We start from the raw sequence: 17,436 nt of genomic DNA on the forward strand, positions 1-17,436 counted from the left end.
GCCTCTACGCCCCCATCCTGCATAAGATTTACACGGCATCCCTCATATTGTCATCAATCACGCCCTATTGTCCCCGCTTTATATCGCCGATGCACCATCCAACCAGAGTGTAAATAATTTTGATTGATCTCTTTGACAGATGGCCCCTTTGGGGACAAATCTCCCTGGCCCTGAGCGTTGTCATGCTCATTATGCTTCTACTCACCCGCACGTTGATGGGGTCCTTGGAGTCCAATTACCTTTTGGCAAAACAGAGACAAGCCAATGAAAATAATATTGAAATACTTCTAGCAAGCGCCACAGAAGCACTGGAAAACCGCAACATTATCGGTTTAAAAAAGATTTTTGCCCAAGCCCTCCGTAGCCAACCACAGCTATTGGAACTTACGATACTCAACGACGATGGCAAGCCGCTGTTCTCCTCTACCCGTGAGCAGGCCCCCAACACCACCCTTACCCATTTTCGCACCCCCATTATGGTACAGGGCTCTTTTCAAGGGATCTTGGTCGGGGCGTGGGATTTGGCCCCGGATCTTCGCGCCATTGATACCCATGTCAACCATATCCTGCTACTCACCAGCTTACTGTTTGGTCTCATCACCCTCATGGTCATTTTTATGGTGCATCGCCTCGCCATACAGCCGGTCGATGCCATTTATAACCGTTTGATTAAACAGATTTCACCCCCACAAAGCAAACCTGAAACCTTTCATGCAGCCAGAGAGTTGCGCCGCCTGCACCAAACCGTAGAGAGTTTTAGCCGCACCGCCGCCAGCCATTTGGAAAATGCCCGCACCCTGCAAGAGAGCGAGGCCCTGCTCAAACAACGGGTTGAGCGACGCACACGGGAGTTACGGCTGGCCAAAGAGGCCGCCGAGCAGGCCAACCTAGCCAAAACCGAATTTTTAGCCACTATGAGCCATGAGATCCGCACCCCCCTAAATGGTGTTTTGGGCATGTCTGATCTGCTTTTGGAGAGCGATCTAAACAGCTATCAACGCCACCATGTCGAAACCATTCACCGTAGTGGTCGCACCCTGCTACGGGTCATCAATGACATCCTGGATCTCTCGCGCATTCAAGCCGGTCGCATGCCCCTGGAGGTGACCGCATTTAAGCTACGGGCCTGCCTGGAAGATGTGCAAGCCCTCTTCAAAGACCAAGCCCGCCGCAAAGGGTTATCCTTTAGCATCAACTGTCAGGAGGAGCTACCCCAACGGCTGTTGGGGGATGCCACCCGTCTGAATCAGATTCTCTTTAATCTGGTGGGGAATGCCTTAAAATTTACCGAGCGTGGATTTGTACGGGTTTCGGTACAGGCCGAGCAGGTACGAGAAGCCGACCTGCTGCTCCGCATTCAGGTCGAAGATTCCGGCATCGGCATCTCCGATGAGTATAAAAATCGCCTGTTTGAGATTTTTAGCCAGCAAGATAGCTCCATCTCGCGCCGCTATGGCGGTAGTGGCCTAGGTTTGGTCATAACCCGCAAACTGGCCCAGATCATGGGGGGCAAACTGGGCTTTAGCAGCCGCAGCGGTGCGGGTTCCACCTTTTGGGTAACCGCCCGTTTTGGGCGTGTACCAGACACCCTCCCCGATCATCCGCTGCTCCCCCGAGAGGAGCAGCAGTCTAACCTGCTCAATCAACGTTTTAGAGCCCACATCCTGCTGGCGGAAGACAATCCCGTCAATCAAGATGTAGCCCGCCTTAACCTAGAACGATTGGGTTGCCGTGTCACGCTGGTGGAAAATGGCCAACAGGCGGTGACGGTCTTTCAAGAAAACCGCTTTGACTTGGTGCTCATGGATTGTGAAATGCCGATCATGGATGGCTATACCGCTACCCGCACTATACGGGATCTTGAACGACAACAAGGACGCCGCGCGACCCCTATCATTGCCGTTACCGCACACGCCCTAGCCAGCCATCGGAATAAAGCCATCGCCACGGGTATGAATGATTTTCTAAGTAAACCCTTTAGCACCACCAAGCTGATTAAATTACTGGCCACCTATCTCCCCCCCCACACGGTCATTGCCCAACCTGACCCAGCCCCCCCCGTGGTAACACAAGAAACAGCCCCGTCCGCTGACCCCGCGCACAAAACGCTGGATCACCGCGCACTGGATCAAATTCGCGCTCTAGACCCGGCGGACCCGCAAGGCATGCTCAACCGCATGATCGACCTTTATTTTGAACAAAGCGCTAAAGATTTCAAAGCGATCGAAAATGGTCTTGCAACACAGAATGCCGAATTGATTCGCTTTCACGCCCACAAGCTCAAATCTTCGAGCGCGCAAATGGGGGGGCAACAGCTTTCCTTACTCTGCCGCACCATAGAGGAACAGTGCCACACCTTCACACGGGTGGAGGAGAGCATGAGCCAGGCAAGCAAGGCCCAACATGAGCTCTGTGCGGCGCTGCACGCACTGCGGCAAACAGCCCCACCTACCCCCCCCTCTGAGGGAGAGATTTGATGGCTAAAATTTTAGTGGTGGACGATGACCCCATGAGCCTCATGCACTTGGAGTATTTCCTTGCCCAGCAGGGCCATGAGGTGGTAACCGCCGCTGACGGCCACCAAGGCGTAGCGGCCTTTGAGCAGATCCAACCCCAGTTGGTACTCATGGATGTGATGATGCCCAACATGGATGGCTACACCGCGACCGGCCATATTAAAAGCAGCAGCGCCGACCGCAACCAAGTCCCTGTGCTGTTTTTAACCGGCATCGCCGATCAAACCATGCTGGCCCACTGCTTGGCTTGTGGGGGAGATGATTTTATCACCAAGCCCTTTGATAACATTATTTTAAAAGCACGCATTGATGCTTGGTTACGCCGCATTGAGTTGGACAATCGGGTGAAAGCGGATCGCCTTAAAGTGGAAGGGGTCTTATTACGCATGCGTGAGGATGATCGTTTTGATGGCCGCAACCTACGCTATCTTATGACCCCCCTTGAAAAGACCAATGGGGACATCATCCTCTCAGCCCGCACGCCCGACGGCACCCAGCACACCATGGTGGGGGATTTTACCGGTCACGGCCTCCCGGCGGCCATCGCGGGCCCGCTGCTTTCTGAAATTTTTTACCACGACGTCGCCGAAGGCGCACCCGGTCAACACATACTGACACATATCAATCAAACGTTACAAAAAAAGCTTCCAACCGCCATGTTCCTGTGCGCTACCTACCTTACCATCGGGCCGGACCGTAACAGCGTACAGCTGTGGAACTGCGGCATGCCGGATCTGCTGATATTTGATCCAGATCTGACGGTACACCGTCTCACCTCAACCCATATGCCCTTGGGCATTATGCCGCAGCCGTTTAACCAGGATTCGGGACGCATCCACCCCCTTCAGCCGAGCCAACGCCTCGTTGTCTATTCCGACGGCATTGTCGAAACCCTAAACCAACACTTTGAAATGTATGGAGTTGAGCGCTTGATCGCGCAATGGGTACAGATACACCAACAGCATGGGGATTTAACGGAGATTTTAACCGATTTAAACCGGTTTCGTGGCACGCAACAACAGACGGATGATATCACTTTGATGGAGCTTACACCGTGATCAAAACCTATGAAAAAGACCAACATCTCGTGGTCGTTTTACCCGCGCGGTTTGATTTTAAAATGGCCGACTATTTCCGCGAGATTTACCATAACCATCCACCCCGCTCCTACCATATTGATTTTAGTGCGGTACACAGCATGGACAGTGCCGCCCTAGGCATGTTGCTCCTGCTGCGGGAACATTGCGGTGGCGAGCAAGCCCGTATCACCCTAAAAAACTGTCACGGCCAGTTGGCACAGCTACTAAGAATTGCGCGTTTTGAACAAATATTCCACACCGAACCCGCCCTAAGTTAAGCGTTCAGTAGCAACATTTGTTTGGGCACACTGGCCAACAAGGCTGCCAACACCACTTTAAGCAGTTCCGGGTTTGGATGGGAGTCCCGCCAAGCCAGTGCGATACGCCGCACTGGCGCGGGCTCCTTAAAATAAGCGTAGCGCAGCGCCGAGCGGCTCTGTTCTGGGCAGTTAAGTGAACTGCACACCATGGTGGTAATCGAACTCATGGGTAGCACGGTGATCCCCACCCCGCTGGCCACCATATGGCGAATGGTCTCTAGGGAGCTGCCCTCGATAATATTGTGCAGGCCAGTCGCGGTATCCACCACATAGTGACAGGCGGGGCAGATCTCCAACACCTGATCCCGAAAACAGTGCCCCTTGCCCAAGAGCAAGAGCCGCTCCCCAGCCAGATCATTACCCGACAGATCATGACGCCCTGCCCAAGGGTGGCCCGCAGGCATCCCCACCACAAAGGGTTCATCATACAGGGGTGTTGTCACAACCCCTGGTTCATCATAGGGCAGCGCAATGACCATGGCGTCCAGCTCACCCCGTTTCAGTTTTTCTGACAATGAGGCGGTAAAATTCTCTTCTAACAGCAAGGTTAACTGTGGCGCCCACTGGTGCAGCTCGGGCACAAAGGAGGGGAAAAGATAGGGGGCGATGGTAAAGATGGCCCCCAGCCGTAAAGAACCTTTTAGAGGGTCATTCTCCTCACTACGGGCCGCTAGCTCAATTTGCGCCACCGCCTCAAGGGCTTGTTGAATGCGCGCCAAGATGCGCTCCCCCTCGGTAGTGACCCGCACCTCGTGTTTAAAGCGCTCAAACAGCACCACCCCTAACTCTTCTTCCAGGTTACGTACCGCCACACTGAGCGAAGGCTGGCTGACATGGCAAATTTTGGCCGCTCGGCTAAAGGTACCTTGCCGGGCGACTGCCATGACATAACGCAACTGGTTAAGGTTCATTTTAAGACTCGCTTCCATTCAGGTTTTTTCAGGACAAAGCCCCCACGGCACCTCGTCCACCCAAGCTACCCATACCACACCCATCAGCGCGTCACCCTGCACGGTATCGCAGGCGGGCCAAACCCATACACCCATGCTGAGCAGACGCCGCTGCAAGGGTAACAACGCCGCGGGCGCAAGCCCCTCATAGGGGATAATCGCCCCATCCAGACCATGGCTTTCCCAACGTTGCACCACGGCATGGTGGGCCTCTAGAGCGGCGCTTACTTCGGCCACCAGCAGGGCCAGATTGGCCCCTGGGCTCCAGACCTCCAAATGACAAACGCCGACCTTAGGGTCGGCGTTTGAACCTAGGCGTGCCGTGCAGCCGCCCTTAACCATCGGCAAGGATGGCGCGCATAAGCTCCTGTTGTACCCGCATATAGTCGGCATTGGGCACCTGACAGGTGCCTGCGGCATGGTGTCCCCCTCCGCCATATTTTAGGCAGAGCTCCCCAATATTGGTTTTTGAGGTGCGGTTAAAGATGGACTTACCCAAGGCAAATACCGTGTTTTTACGATCCTTACCCCACAGCACATGCATAGAGATATTGCATTGGGGATAGAGCGCATAAACAATAAAGCGGTTGCCAGCATGGATGGTTTCATCCATACGCAGATCCAGCACCGCCAAATTTTCATGGATTTTGGTGCGCATCTGAATTTGGGTTTTGAACAGGGTCTCTTCTTCAAAATAGAGATCCACCCGCTCTTTGACGTCGGGCAAAGCCAAGATTTCAGCGATGGTGTGGTTGCGGCAGTAGTCGATCAACTGCATCATCAACTCATAGTTGGAGATGCGGAAATGGCGAAAGCGGCCCAGGCCGGTCCGGGCATCCATCAAAAAGTTAAGCAACGCCCAACCGTCGGCAAACAGCACCTCATCTTCATTGTATTGGGCTGAGTCGGCCTTATCCACCTCCACCATCATATCGTCGGAGATACCGGGCAGTTTCTCTTTTCCGCCAAAGTATTCATAGACGACCCGCGCCGCCGATGGGGCTTCGCCATCGATAATCATGTTGGCGGGCAGTCCCTGCCCTTGGTCCACCCGTACCGTTTCACTGTGGTGGTGGTCAAAGCAGAGATAGCAACCTGGCACGTAGGGAAGGTTGGTGGTGATATCCCGTGCGGTGATATCAATGACACCATCTTGCATATCCTTGGGATGCACAAACTTGATGTCATCAATCAGATCCAGCTCCTTCAGGAGCACGGCACAGACCAAGCCATCAAAATCACTACGGGTAACGAGACGGTATTTATCGGCTGCCATTCTTTTCCCTCAAAAAAATCAAAGACTGCTCCACACCCTACAGGCCCAGCCGGTATAAGCCCTGACAGAAAGCAAACTTGCGGGCTTGAACTCGGTTACGTGAGGCAACCCAATCGGCAAAACAGTAAGTGTCACTTCTTCACCCGCTAAAATTAACCCAACCCATGAGCCATGGTAAAGCCCTAAATGGGCAGAACCGCAGCGCCAACCCAAAGATTGCGACTTTTTTTGCTTGGCCACGCCCAAACTTATGCTTCAGCGTGGTCAAAGCACAACGCGCCCATCGAGCCTAATGGTTGTCATTCGCCGAAAACCACAACCTATTTTCTCACTTGTCGCAACCTATTGCTCGGTCATGAGCACATAGCGATTCACAGTTTGATGATAATGCGCTACACTCGGGCAATTACCGTAGCAATATAGAGTGGCCAACCCCGTCAACCCTGCTGCGGAGAGGGCAAGCGATGATGCATCAAATCCAAAGCCTCCCCCTACTTTTGACCGTCTTGCTTGCGTTTAGCCCAATGGCCACCCCCTCGGCCCAAGCAGAGACACCATCCACAACCTTGGTTCTCGCTGTTGCCAACTCAACCTGCGACCTTTTTAGGGCGCTTAGTCAACCGTTTCAAAAGCGCACCGGTCACACCACAACTTTGATTTGCAAATCCTCTGGTCGGCTTGCCAAAGGGCTGGCAGGACAAGCAATCGAAGCGGACTATTATCTCTCTGCCAATAAAAAATGGATGGATTTTATGGTGGCAGCGCAGTTGGTCCAGGCTCCGCTGGTGCGTCAGGTGTGGGGTAACACACTGGTGGTGGCAGCCCCTCTTACCACGCCAATCAGCCTCACCGGCTTACAGGATCTGGCGCAGCCAAAGGTAAGCACCCTTTTAATCGGCGACCCCAGCACGGCCCCCTTTGGCCGCTACGCTAAGCAGGTTTTGCAAAAGGCTAACATCTGGTCGGCCATACGCCCAAAAATTGCGACCCGTTTGCACATCACGTTACTGGCTCAAGAGCTTGAGCAGGCCAACGCCACGACCGTTGGTATCCTGTTCGCCACCAATTTAACCCCAAAACATCGTTTGTTGTTTGCGATCCCCGCACAGCAGCAACCCCCTATTCAGTATTTTGCCGCGCCCCTTGATAAAAGCAAACACCCAACTGAAATTAAAGAATTTTTACAGTTTATGCAAAGCGATGAAGCACGCACAATAATCACTCAGGCAGGTTTTTTACTGGGGGAGCCTAACACGCCATGAAAGGTTTGGCCCGTTACCGTAATCTCCCGCTGTTTTGGCAACTGTTACTCCCCATGTTGCTGGTGGTAACACTATGGTTTGCCCACGCCCTCTACACCTTGCACGGAATGGGACAAGGCCAACACCGCCTCGTCAATCTTTATAACGACAAAGTACAAAGACTCCTGGAAATGGAACGGTTGCAGGTGGAGATCTCACGCATCCATCTGCTGCTGCTTAAACATTTGACCAGTGAATCTGGTCAGCAGATGGCGGTTACCAAACAAGAGCTTGATCAACACACCCAAGCGTTATACAAACTTCTTCAAGAGGTCTCCCATGAGCGCACCAGTCATGCTGCATCCTTAGTGAGCAATCAGGTTGATGAGATTTATCAACACTATATTACAGTCTTGGGTAAAGTGCTCACCTTGAGCGGTGATTTTGAAAAGGAACGAGCCCTTGCCTTGCTTGAGTCTGAGACCGGACCTGCGCTGGAGGCCATCCATGCCATCTTTTTAGATTTGACCCTTACCGAAGAAAACCATATGCACCAAGGGTTTAAAGAAGCTCTTACGTTACAAAACCGCATCTATGTCACCACGCTCTTCACGGGCATTTTCATTGCGCTCATATCTTGGTTGGTCATTTGGCTGGTTTCACGACAGACCTCCATGCGCCTACAGCAGTTGGTGCAGGAGGCCACAGCCTTAGGGCAGGGGCAACTAAACACCCGTTTAACCATCGAAACCGAGGATGAGATCGGCAAACTGGCGCACAGCCTCAACACCATGGCCTGCCAATTAGAAGCGGCCATGACCGAGGAGCACGTGGCCTCCGTGGCGCTACAGCAGGCCAACCAAAAACTTCAATCGGCCCAAGACCGGCTGGAAGAGCGGGTCAAAGCCCGCACCAAACGGCTGGCCCTGAGCGAGCAACAGTTACTGGCAGAAATAACCATTCGCTCCGCACTCAATACCTTGTTGGAACGCACCTTAGCCACCAATACCATCCAGGAGTTGATGGAAGCATGCCTAGAAAGCCTACTCTCGCAACCCTTTCTGGGGCTGGCTCAACAAGGAGGCTTTTTTCTGCTTGAAGCGGAGAGCGGCAGACTAAAACTCCAGTGCGGGGTGGATTTTCCCATGGATGTTTGCCACCAGTGCCAAGGCACAGCCAACGCCCCGTGTCATCTTTCCTTAGCCGATGGACAGGTGCGTTTTCATGCCACCACCACGTATGATGGCGAGCTGATCGCCCTCTACGTCACCCCTTTGCAGATTGAGGGTGGGCTGTCGGGGGTGATGATGTTGCGGGGCGACACCTTACAAGGGGAACGCCTAGAGACCACCCTCTTTTTACAGTCATGCGCCCGCATTATCCGCATGGCTCTTAAACGGCTCCATCTGCAAAGCGTCATGTTACAACAAGAGAAAATGGTCTCCTTGGGAGAGATGGTGGCCGGTGTCGCCCACGAGGTTAACACCCCGGTGGGCATTGGCGTTACCGCCGCCTCAGAACTATGCAGTACCACCCAACAATTTAGGCGGCTGCTCAACAGCGAGGGCATTAGCGAGGATGAGCTGGAGAGCTATCTCCATAGTGTGGAAAGTTGTAGTCAACTGATTCATGACAGCATGCAGCGGGCGGCAACGCTGGTGCGCAGTTTTAAAATGGTCTCGGTAGATCAGTCCAGCGAGCAGCAACGCCGCTTTAATCTCTACCAACATCTTGAGGCCATTACCACCAGCTTGCGGCATCAGATCCGGGGGGCTCAGGTGGAGATTGTAATCTCCTGCCCGAGGGATTTGGAGGTCAACAGCTACCCTGGCGCCTATGCCCAGATTTTTACCAATTTAATTCAGAACTCCATCGTTCACGGTTTTGCTGGCGACATGCCCACCGTGGGGGGCATCCTCTCCATTGAAGTAGGCCCCCATGGCGATCAACTGCAAATCCTCTATCGGGACAATGGTAGCGGCATTGATCCGGCGGTGCGTTCAAAAATTTTTCAACCCTTTTTCACCACCAAACGCCACCGTGGGGGCAGTGGTTTGGGCATGCATGTAGTGTTTAACTTGATCACAGGCCTGCTTAAAGGCACCATTAGTTGCGAGGCCTCCCCAACTGGAGCGCACTTTCGCATCCTCCTCCCCTGGGCGTGTGAGCCCCACCTAACAGCGACTGAAGCCCGCCCTCATGTTTGAGTATGCAGGTCCGCTCTACCGTCCCCCCTCAGAGGCGGCGCACCTGATCCTACAAGCCACCATCGGTTGCAGTGTTAACCACTGCACATTTTGCAGCATGTATCGGCATAAACGGTTTCACATCAAACCCTTACCGCAACTTTTTAAGGAAATTGAGCATGCCGCCAGCGCATGGCCCACCGCCCGCCGGGTATTCCTGGCCGACGGCGATGCACTGGTATTGCCCACCGACCATCTGGAGCGCATACTCGATCATTTACGGCGACATCTCCCCCAATTGCAACGGGTAAGCTGTTATGCCCTACCGGCTAATTTACGCAAAAAAAGCTTGCGCGAACTTAACCGCCTAGCGGCCAAAAAGCTGACTCTTATCTATTATGGCATGGAGAGTGGTGACGCTAACCTGTTAAAAATCATCCGCAAGGGCGCCACGCCCGAGGGCATGGCCGCTGGAGTGTGGAAAGCCCATGAGGCAGGCCTCAAGATCTCGGCTACGGTTATCCTAGGACTGGGTGGGCAGCGTCTGTGGCAGAGCCATATTGACCACACCGCTGAACTGATTAACCGGGTCCCCCTAAGCTATCTTTCCACCCTACAACTTTACCTCGACCCTCACCTAGAGGCGGCATTTTTGGCACGCTTCACCCCCCCTTTTCAGTTTCAACAGGACCACCAGATTTTGCAGGAGTTGGCTCAGTTGGTGGCAGCGATTAACCACCCACCCAAGCGCATAATCTTTCGTTCCAATCACGCCTCCAACGCGCTGGCCTTAGCGGGCAATCTACCCGACCATCAAGCCGCACTGTTAGCCCGCATTGCCCAGGCCCAAGCCAACGTACAAGGGTTGCGTCCCACCTGGACACGCTCCCTTTAATCACCCTGGCGTGGCGCACAGCTTGGTTGCAAGCCTCACCGCAATCCTGAGGGGGAATAGAAGAACCCGATCTTCACCCATGCCCTACCAGAGCCCCCCTCGTCCGGCTATTTCATCAATCCCTTCGATGATCGCATAGAGACTTGGATTTTAAAGGCTTTCTTAACGCGCACAAGATACTTATTGATCGCTTCAAGCGCTAAAAAGTTCTTTAAAATTCAAAGATCAAGCGAGAGCGTCTGGGATTTATAAAATAGCCGGGCTAGCCCCCCGACAAGCGCTGCTCAAAATGGTGTAGTTGCGCCATAAAGGCTTCGGGCTGATCGGCATGTACCCAATGGCCCGCCTGGGGGATCTGCACCCCTTGAATATGGGCATTACAGGCTACCATTTGCCTGAAGGTCTCGGGGGAAAGATAGTCGGAGTGCTCCCCCCGCATAAGCAGGGTCGGCATACTTAGACCGTGCAGTTGATCCCAGCGGGGCTGTTGGGCAGGGGCCGCGACACTGGCTAGCATACCGGGTTTATAAAAACGCCAATCCACCTGGCCCTGCTCGCTTACGTGCAGATTGCTGTAGAGGAAGGCCCCCAGTCGCGCCACCGCGCCCCACCCCGCTGCATGGGCCTGTTGGGCAAAAGTGTGGGCAAAATAGTGTTTGGCCGCCGCTTTGTCGGCAAAGGGTGTAGGGATCATCTCTAGCAGCTTAGCCGAACGATCCGCTATTTGGTTTTGCCCACCTGGACCAATATCCACGATCACCAGCCCCCGCAAACGCTGGGGGTACGCATGGGCAAAACAGAGGGCCACCCGCCCACCTAGGCTATGCCCCACCAGCACAAAGCGGGACCAACCCAGCGCATCCACCAGCATTAAAAGATCGTTGGCATAATCCTCCAACGCATAACCTTGTGCCGGTTTAGCAGAGCGACCATGCCCCCGTTGATCATAGGTAAGTATCTGCCGCCCCTGCTGCATGCCCCGCACAATGCGCCGCCAATTCTGGCCCGCCCCCATGAGACCATGCAGAAACACCCATGGGGGGGCATCGGCCTCGCCGGTTACGCGATAATGCAACGCGGCCACCCCTTCCATACCCCCCTCTTGTTCCATCCTGCCCCCCTACCCCCCGAAAATGCGCACGGATGAACCTAGCGATTACGCCCGCTCGGCCACTCGGCGCCATCCACAGGCCCTGCCGTAAAGCCCACAACCGGGCGCGGAAGCGGGCCACCATGGACCCGCTAAAATCATGGTTAACCTGTTTTTTTGCTTTACAAAACCCAACCATCCCTTTTAGGGTAGTCGTTGTCTGACTCTATTTTTTGTAAAGAAGCCGCTTTTGTAAAGAAGTTAAATATGCGTCACACCTCTGTACATCGCGCATCCTCTGTGCGTTTCCTCCGGCCTGCACCACGCTTTGTGTGCAACGGCCTACCCCTGCTGCTGCCGTAAGGCATACACGCGACTGTAGACCCCAAGGTGCGTATCGACCTTAACCGATACACCCCCAAGCATGACCACATAAACCTGCCAACAGGAGGGCACGGTGAACCCTATCTGCATCTCATTGTATTTGGATCGGCGTCTGACCCCTGACCGTTTGGGTCCGCGACTAGCGACCTTTCCGCACGCCCTTAACGCAGGCGGCGCGACAAGCCGTCCGACACATAACCAATGAGATAGAGTGATCTCTTCATAAAAAATCAGGAGTAGCATCATGAACGGTTCGATGCCCTTTCATAAATATAGCCCCTACCCCCCTGTAGCCCTTGCCAATCGGCAGTGGCCCAACCGCACCCTCACCAAAGCGCCGCTTTGGTGCAGTGTCGATCTGCGCGATGGCAACCAAGCCTTGGCGAACCCCATGGGACCTCAAGCCAAACGGCGCATGTTTGACCTGTTGGTCGAGATTGGCTTTAAAGAGATTGAGGTGGGGTTTCCCTCGGCCTCGCGGGATGATTTTCAATTTTTGCGGGATCTCATTGAGCAGAAGGCCATCCCCGACGATGTGACCGTGCAGATGTTGGTGCAGTCCCGCGCCCACTTAATTGAGCGCACCTTTGAAGCCTTACAAGGGGCCAAGCGGGCCATTGTGCATCTTTACACCCCCACCTCTAGCTTGCAGCGGCGGGTGGTGTTTGGCAAAAGCCAACAAGAGATCATTGATGTCGCCGTTGAAGGCACCCAGATGATCAAGGAGCATGCCCAGCGCTCTCCCGAGACCGAAATCGTGTTGGAGTTCTCGCCCGAGAGCTTTACCGGCACCGAATTACCGTTTGCGTTGGCCATCAGCGAAGCGGTGCAGCAGGTGTGGCAACCCACCCCTGCCCAACCCATGATCCTTAATTTGCCCGCGACCGTGGAGATGTCCACCCCCAATATCTACGCCGACCAGATTGAGTGGATGCTCAGCCACCTTAGCGACCCCCAGAGCATCATTATCAGCCTGCATGCCCACAATGATCGGGGTACTGCGGTGGCCGCCACCGAGTTGGCCATGTTGGCCGGTGCGGGCCGGGTGGAGGGAACCTTGTTTGGCAATGGCGAGCGCACCGGTAATACCGATGTGGTGGCGGTGGCGATGAATTTGCACAGCCAGGGCATTGATGCTGGGCTTAATTTTTCGGAGATGCCCCGTATTATTGCCACCAGCGAAGCCTGCACCGGCATGAGCGTCCCGCCCCGGCAGCCCTATGCGGGAGAGCTGGTCTTTACCGCTTTTTCGGGCAGCCATCAGGATGCCATTCGCAAGGGATTACATCTCCACAAGCAGGAGCAGGCGCAGCAGTGGGCGGTACCCTATCTGCCCATTGATCCCCAGGATCTTGGCCGCCACTATGAACCGGTTATTCGCATCAATAGCCAGTCGGGCAAGGGCGGCATGGCCTTTATTATGGAGGAGCGTTGCGGCATCCACATGCCCAAAGCCATGCAGGTGGAGTTTAGCCGGGTCATCCAGGCTGTCACCGATGAGATGGGCCGGGAGCTACAGGCCGATGAAATTGAACAGCTCTTTTTCAAAAACTTTGTCTTGCAGGAAAACCCCTTGAGTCTGGGTCATGTTGAGCATCGAGAGGAGACCGAGGAGCGCCATCATCTGCACGCCCAGGTCAGTTATGCAGGCACCGTGCAGGCGTTGCAAGCCCATGGCAATGGCCCCATGAGCGCCTTGGTCAATGCGTTGGAGACCTTTTATAGCATGACCATCCAGATCCATGACTACCACCAGCACGCCCGCACCGCCGGACGGGACTCGGAGGCGGTTAGTTTTGTGCAAATCAGCGTAAATGGTGGCAAGCCGACCTTTGGGGTAGGCTTGCACACCGACAGCAGCCGCTCTGCGTTGGAGGCCGTGCTCTGTAGCATTAACCGAGCTTTAGCCACATCTTTAACCTAATCTGCGCGTCCTACAGCGGGTAGTCCTGGGCTACCCGCTGCTTATGGGATTAAGCAATGCGCCAGTCATGCACATTTTACCAATCTGACACCACCTCTTCCGCATTCTCCTTTTATGATGGTTCTCAACAAAAACACTTGGCCTATGCTGCCAAGTGACCGCTTTTTAAGCGCTTAGGCGTGTTACGCCGTCATGGTGCGGTCAAAACAGACACACGTGTTTAAGGAGGCACGGGCGATTCGCACGGGCCACACCTTAGGTGTTTAGGTTGCGATAACACCCTAAAACTTGTGCAGTGTATTCGCTCAGCTTAGGCCACGGAACGGCATAAGCCCCCCATGAGCAACCTGCCTTTATGGTAAAACACCTCTCATCCGGCCTTGAACAACAGGTTTATTTATCCTTAGAAGAGGTCCACCATGAACGATGATCGTGTGTACAATGTTCTGTTTGTCTGCGCCCACAACGCAGCCCGCAGCTTAATGGCGGAAGCGATCCTTAACCGTGAGGGTAAAGGCCATTTTCGCGGCTATAGTGCCGGTAGCCAGCCGCGCACCGAAATACACCCTTACGCCCTAGAGCTTTTGCAAAAAATGCATCTTGATACCAGTGTCTTACGCCCAAAAAGCTGGTCTGCTTTTATTGAGAGCGCGCCCCCCCCCATCGACTTTGCCTTTACCCTATGCGATAAAACAGCGGCAGAACCCACCCCCAACTGGCCAGGACAACCCCTTGCCATTGACTGGTCCATACCCGACCCTGCTCTGGTGGAGGGCAATGAGGCGCAGCGAAGCCTTGCCTATGCTGAGACTTTTCGCATGATTACCAACCGTATTAGCGTCTTTGTAAATCTGCCCTTTGAGCGGCTAAACCACATGAGCCTCAAAGAGCAATTGATCCATATTGGCCGACTCTAAGCCCCTGTCGTATCCCGTCCCTTGCCTGGGCCAAGCGTGCCACGCCGCGCTTGGCCTATGGGCAAAAAAACGCTACTATAAAAAACTTTCAGGCTGTCCGTTAACCCCCCTGGGCCACAGGGCTGTGCCTGGATGGCGCCACCGCCAAGCCTTATGACGCAGAGCTGTTGCCCCGCTGAGCCGCCCACAGCAGGCATGGCCCCCTACGCAGGCTAAGCATGGACAAAAAGCCAAACATGATGACCTACTATGCATCCGCGCACCTTTAATCATGGGGCAAGGTGAGCACATACCTTGTTGCCATAAGCGCTAAATCGGGGAGCTTTACCATGTTTCACCCCCCTTCACGACCCCCTTCAAGCCGCCGCTATAGCCGCCGCGAAACGCTGTGGTTGCTTAGCCTTACCACGGCGGGTTGGGCGAGCAGTTCCCTATTGAGCGGCTGTTCTGTTAATCCGGTCACAGGGGAACAGCAGCTTATGCTGATGAGCCCCGCCCAGGAGCTGGCGGTGGATCGGCAGCACGCCCCCCAGCAATTTTCCAATGACTTTGGCGCGGTGCAGGATGAGGCGCTTAATCGCTATCTCACCCGCGTTGGCCAAGAGATGGCCCAGCTGAGCCATCGCCCGCAGGTGCCCTATAATTATCGTGCGGTCAACGCCACCCACGTCAACGCGTACACGTTTCCAGCGGGCAGCACCGCCGTAACCCGTGGCATTTTATTGGAGATGCAGAACGAAGCCGAACTGGCGGCGCTATTGGGGCATGAATTGGGCCATGTTAACGCACGGCATGCCGCCCAACGCCAAACCCGCAGCCTCTTTACCCAATTGGGTTTGAGTGGGATAGGCTACTTAAGCAGCTACTACAGTCAGACCGCTGGTATGTTGGTCAACTCGTTGGGAGGCGTCACTTCGAAAGCGCTACTCTCCAGTTACAGCCGCGATGATGAGCGCCAAGCCGATGCTTTAGGTATGGCGTATATGGCCAAGGGCGGCCACAATCCAGCGGGCATGGTAGGGTTGATGGAGCTCCTTAGTGCCCAATCCAAACAGAAGCCCAACGCCCTAGAGACCATGTTTGCCACCCACCCCATGAGTCGCGAGCGGCTCTCCACTGCCAAACGCCGCTTTCAAGAGAGCTACCGCAACCACCAAGCGGCCCCCAACAACCGGGCGCGTTACATGGATCACACCGCCACCATTCGGGCCCAAAAACCCACCATAGAATGGATCCAAAAGGCCGACACCGCCCTTGCAAACAAGCAAGTTTCGCAAGCGGAATCCTGTTTGGCCAAGGCCCTAAAAAGCACCGAAGATGACTACACCGCCCTGGTTAAAATGGCCAAAATTCAGCTGGCCAAGGGCGATGCGCGCGGGGCCAAGCGCTATGTGGAACTGGCCAAGCACTCCTATCCAAATGAAGCCCAGGCACTGCATGTGGCGGCCATCACCAACCTGACCAGTGGCAACCCCAGCGCGGCCCACGAAGATCTGCTGGCCTACGAACGGGTCGTGCCGGGCAACCCCCAGACCACCTTTTTGCAAGGCAAGGCCTTGGATGATATGCAGCGCCCCAGCGAAGCCGCCCGCTACTACCGCGCCTATCTGCGTCGCGGCAGCCGCGACGCCTACAGCCACTACGCTCAGCAGCGGTTGCAGCAGTGGAGCCAGACGAATCCCCAACCATGAGCTTACTCGACGCAGGCGATCCAACGCGGCATATCCTACACATGGATGCCGATCTGCTTATCTTCAACAAACCCAACCGCATGCCCATCTATCGCGGACCGGGTGGGGGCGAGACCCTGGCGGACCATCTGCCCCAGCTCTGTTTTGAGCGCGGCAAGCCTCCCGCCGCCGTGCATCGTCTGGATAGCGCCACCAGCGGCTGCTTGGTACTGGGACGCCACAAGGGCATGCGTCGCAGCCTCAGCAACCTGTTTGCCCAGGGTGGTGTTGAAAAGCTCTATTGGGCAGTGGTACAGGGACGCCCCCTCATGGATCAAGGGCTTATTGAGCTACCCTTACAGGATGTGGGCTGGCCGGGACGCCCACGGGTCAAGGTTAGGATGGGGGGCAAATGGGGCCGCACACTGTTCCAGGTCATGGGTTATGGGCAAAATGAGACGCTGCTGGCGCTGATGCCCCAAACGGGTCGCACCCACCAACTGCGGGTTCATTGTGCCGCCATGGGCTGCCCCATTGTGGGAGACCCCCTCTATGGTGGCGCGGCCTGCGATGGCCCCCCCATGCATCTCCATGCTCGGCGCATTCTCTTGCACGGTGCCATCCAACAGAGTTTTACCGCACCGGCGCCGCCCCATCTACAGCGCTTTCTGGAGCAGATGCGCCCTTTCTAAAACGGCTAATGTGCTCATCCATGCCGCGCAACAGCTTCTGTTTTTTTGATAGGTTTGGTCAAATGAGCATGACAGCCGTTTACCGACACAGGTCACCTCGAAAAAAACCAGTGTCGCGCTATCCGGCATAACGGCCAAAAACCCAAACTTTCTCGCCATAGACCACAATCCCTTGCACCATCAATCCCCCTTATCACGCAAAAAAATCTTCGTTATCAAGTTGCTATGATAGGGGGCATCAATATTTGAAGGGTTTTCATCTGCGTCAAGCTGCCTATAATGGGGAAAATTTTTAC

General features: G+C 54.8%; 14 protein-coding genes. 10 read left to right on the plus strand and 4 right to left on the minus strand.

Annotation, left to right across the window (positions count from 1 at the left end):
- Positions 1-182 precede the first annotated feature (182 nt).
- From MMC1_RS15135 to MMC1_RS15145, 3 genes are read left to right on the plus strand one after another with little or no spacing between them, the layout of a single operon-like run.
- Positions 183-2,477 carry a response regulator gene (locus MMC1_RS15135; RefSeq protein ID WP_011714510.1) on the plus strand — a complete coding sequence of 765 codons (2,295 nt, stop codon included), beginning with the start codon at positions 183-185 and terminating at the stop codon, positions 2,475-2,477.
- The gene (locus tag MMC1_RS15140) at positions 2,477-3,574 is read left to right on the plus strand and encodes a fused response regulator/phosphatase (RefSeq protein ID WP_011714511.1); all 1,098 of its coding nucleotides are present in this window, start codon (positions 2,477-2,479) and stop codon (positions 3,572-3,574) included. Before MMC1_RS15135 ends, MMC1_RS15140 begins: the two co-directional genes overlap by 1 nt.
- Complete coding sequence (locus tag MMC1_RS15145) at positions 3,571-3,873, plus strand: STAS domain-containing protein (protein WP_011714512.1); 303 nt, start codon at positions 3,571-3,573, stop codon at positions 3,871-3,873. Before MMC1_RS15140 ends, MMC1_RS15145 begins: the two co-directional genes overlap by 4 nt.
- Here the strand turns inward: MMC1_RS15145 and MMC1_RS15150 are convergent.
- Genes MMC1_RS15150 through MMC1_RS15160 form a run of 3 tightly spaced genes read right to left on the minus strand, consistent with a single transcriptional unit; the run spans position 3,870 to position 6,141 of the window.
- Positions 3,870-4,826, minus strand: coding sequence for a hydrogen peroxide-inducible genes activator (locus tag MMC1_RS15150; RefSeq protein WP_041641274.1), 957 nt, complete (start codon positions 4,824-4,826; stop codon positions 3,870-3,872). The genes MMC1_RS15145 and MMC1_RS15150 overlap by 4 nt on opposite strands.
- Before the next feature lie 18 nt (positions 4,827-4,844).
- The gene (locus MMC1_RS15155; protein ID WP_143711436.1) at positions 4,845-5,213 is read right to left on the minus strand and encodes a hypothetical protein; all 369 of its coding nucleotides are present in this window, start codon (positions 5,211-5,213) and stop codon (positions 4,845-4,847) included.
- Positions 5,200-6,141, minus strand: coding sequence for an exopolyphosphatase (locus MMC1_RS15160; protein ID WP_011714515.1), 942 nt, complete (start codon positions 6,139-6,141; stop codon positions 5,200-5,202). The genes MMC1_RS15155 and MMC1_RS15160 overlap by 14 nt, the downstream gene beginning before the upstream one ends.
- A 464-nt stretch (positions 6,142-6,605) precedes the next feature.
- On the opposite strand from MMC1_RS15160, the gene modA reads away from it, so the two are divergent.
- The 3 genes from modA to MMC1_RS15175 are packed head-to-tail and all read left to right on the plus strand — an operon-like array spanning position 6,606 to position 10,463.
- Positions 6,606-7,403, plus strand: coding sequence for a molybdate ABC transporter substrate-binding protein (modA, locus tag MMC1_RS15165; RefSeq protein WP_011714516.1), 798 nt, complete (start codon positions 6,606-6,608; stop codon positions 7,401-7,403).
- Complete coding sequence (locus MMC1_RS20470) at positions 7,400-9,589, plus strand: sensor histidine kinase (RefSeq protein ID WP_011714517.1); 2,190 nt, start codon at positions 7,400-7,402, stop codon at positions 9,587-9,589. The genes modA and MMC1_RS20470 overlap by 4 nt, the downstream gene beginning before the upstream one ends.
- A complete protein-coding gene (locus MMC1_RS15175) occupies positions 9,582-10,463 on the plus strand; it encodes a radical SAM protein (RefSeq protein ID WP_011714518.1) in 882 nt (293 codons plus the stop codon). Before MMC1_RS20470 ends, MMC1_RS15175 begins: the two co-directional genes overlap by 8 nt.
- Positions 10,464-10,725: 262 nt before the next feature.
- Here MMC1_RS15175 and MMC1_RS15180 read toward each other — a convergent pair whose 3' ends face one another.
- The gene (locus tag MMC1_RS15180; RefSeq protein WP_011714519.1) at positions 10,726-11,574 is read right to left on the minus strand and encodes an alpha/beta fold hydrolase; all 849 of its coding nucleotides are present in this window, start codon (positions 11,572-11,574) and stop codon (positions 10,726-10,728) included.
- 607 nt (positions 11,575-12,181) lie between these two features.
- Here MMC1_RS15180 and leuA point away from each other — a divergent pair.
- From leuA to MMC1_RS15205, 4 genes are all read left to right on the plus strand, one after another.
- Complete coding sequence (leuA, locus tag MMC1_RS15190) at positions 12,182-13,861, plus strand: 2-isopropylmalate synthase (protein WP_011714520.1); 1,680 nt, start codon at positions 12,182-12,184, stop codon at positions 13,859-13,861.
- Positions 13,862-14,280: 419 nt separating this feature from the next.
- A complete protein-coding gene (locus MMC1_RS15195; RefSeq protein ID WP_011714521.1) occupies positions 14,281-14,778 on the plus strand; it encodes an arsenate reductase ArsC in 498 nt (165 codons plus the stop codon).
- Positions 14,779-15,107: 329 nt separating this feature from the next.
- Complete coding sequence (locus MMC1_RS15200; RefSeq protein WP_011714522.1) at positions 15,108-16,469, plus strand: M48 family metalloprotease; 1,362 nt, start codon at positions 15,108-15,110, stop codon at positions 16,467-16,469.
- Positions 16,466-17,140, plus strand: coding sequence for a pseudouridine synthase family protein (locus MMC1_RS15205; RefSeq protein ID WP_011714523.1), 675 nt, complete (start codon positions 16,466-16,468; stop codon positions 17,138-17,140). Before MMC1_RS15200 ends, MMC1_RS15205 begins: the two co-directional genes overlap by 4 nt.
- Positions 17,141-17,436: the final 296 nt, after the last annotated feature.

Source organism: Magnetococcus marinus MC-1, assembly GCF_000014865.1.
Taxonomy (GTDB): domain Bacteria; phylum Pseudomonadota; class Magnetococcia; order Magnetococcales; family Magnetococcaceae; genus Magnetococcus; species Magnetococcus marinus.

Coding starts and splice junctions, on each gene's coding strand:
- MMC1_RS15195 (WP_011714521.1), top strand. CDS start 14,281: ATGAACGATGATCGTGTGTACAATGTTCTGTTTGTCTGCGCCCACAAC.
- MMC1_RS15140 (WP_011714511.1), top strand. CDS start 2,477: ATGGCTAAAATTTTAGTGGTGGACGATGACCCCATGAGCCTCATGCAC.
- MMC1_RS20470 (WP_011714517.1), top strand. CDS start 7,400: ATGAAAGGTTTGGCCCGTTACCGTAATCTCCCGCTGTTTTGGCAACTG.
- MMC1_RS15150 (WP_041641274.1), bottom strand. CDS start 4,826: ATGAACCTTAACCAGTTGCGTTATGTCATGGCAGTCGCCCGGCAAGGT.
- MMC1_RS15205 (WP_011714523.1), top strand. CDS start 16,466: ATGAGCTTACTCGACGCAGGCGATCCAACGCGGCATATCCTACACATG.
- MMC1_RS15200 (WP_011714522.1), top strand. CDS start 15,108: ATGTTTCACCCCCCTTCACGACCCCCTTCAAGCCGCCGCTATAGCCGC.
- leuA (WP_011714520.1), top strand. CDS start 12,182: ATGAACGGTTCGATGCCCTTTCATAAATATAGCCCCTACCCCCCTGTA.
- MMC1_RS15160 (WP_011714515.1), bottom strand. CDS start 6,141: ATGGCAGCCGATAAATACCGTCTCGTTACCCGTAGTGATTTTGATGGC.
- MMC1_RS15175 (WP_011714518.1), top strand. CDS start 9,582: ATGTTTGAGTATGCAGGTCCGCTCTACCGTCCCCCCTCAGAGGCGGCG.
- MMC1_RS15135 (WP_011714510.1), top strand. CDS start 183: ATGCTCATTATGCTTCTACTCACCCGCACGTTGATGGGGTCCTTGGAG.
- modA (WP_011714516.1), top strand. CDS start 6,606: ATGATGCATCAAATCCAAAGCCTCCCCCTACTTTTGACCGTCTTGCTT.
- MMC1_RS15180 (WP_011714519.1), bottom strand. CDS start 11,574: ATGGAACAAGAGGGGGGTATGGAAGGGGTGGCCGCGTTGCATTATCGC.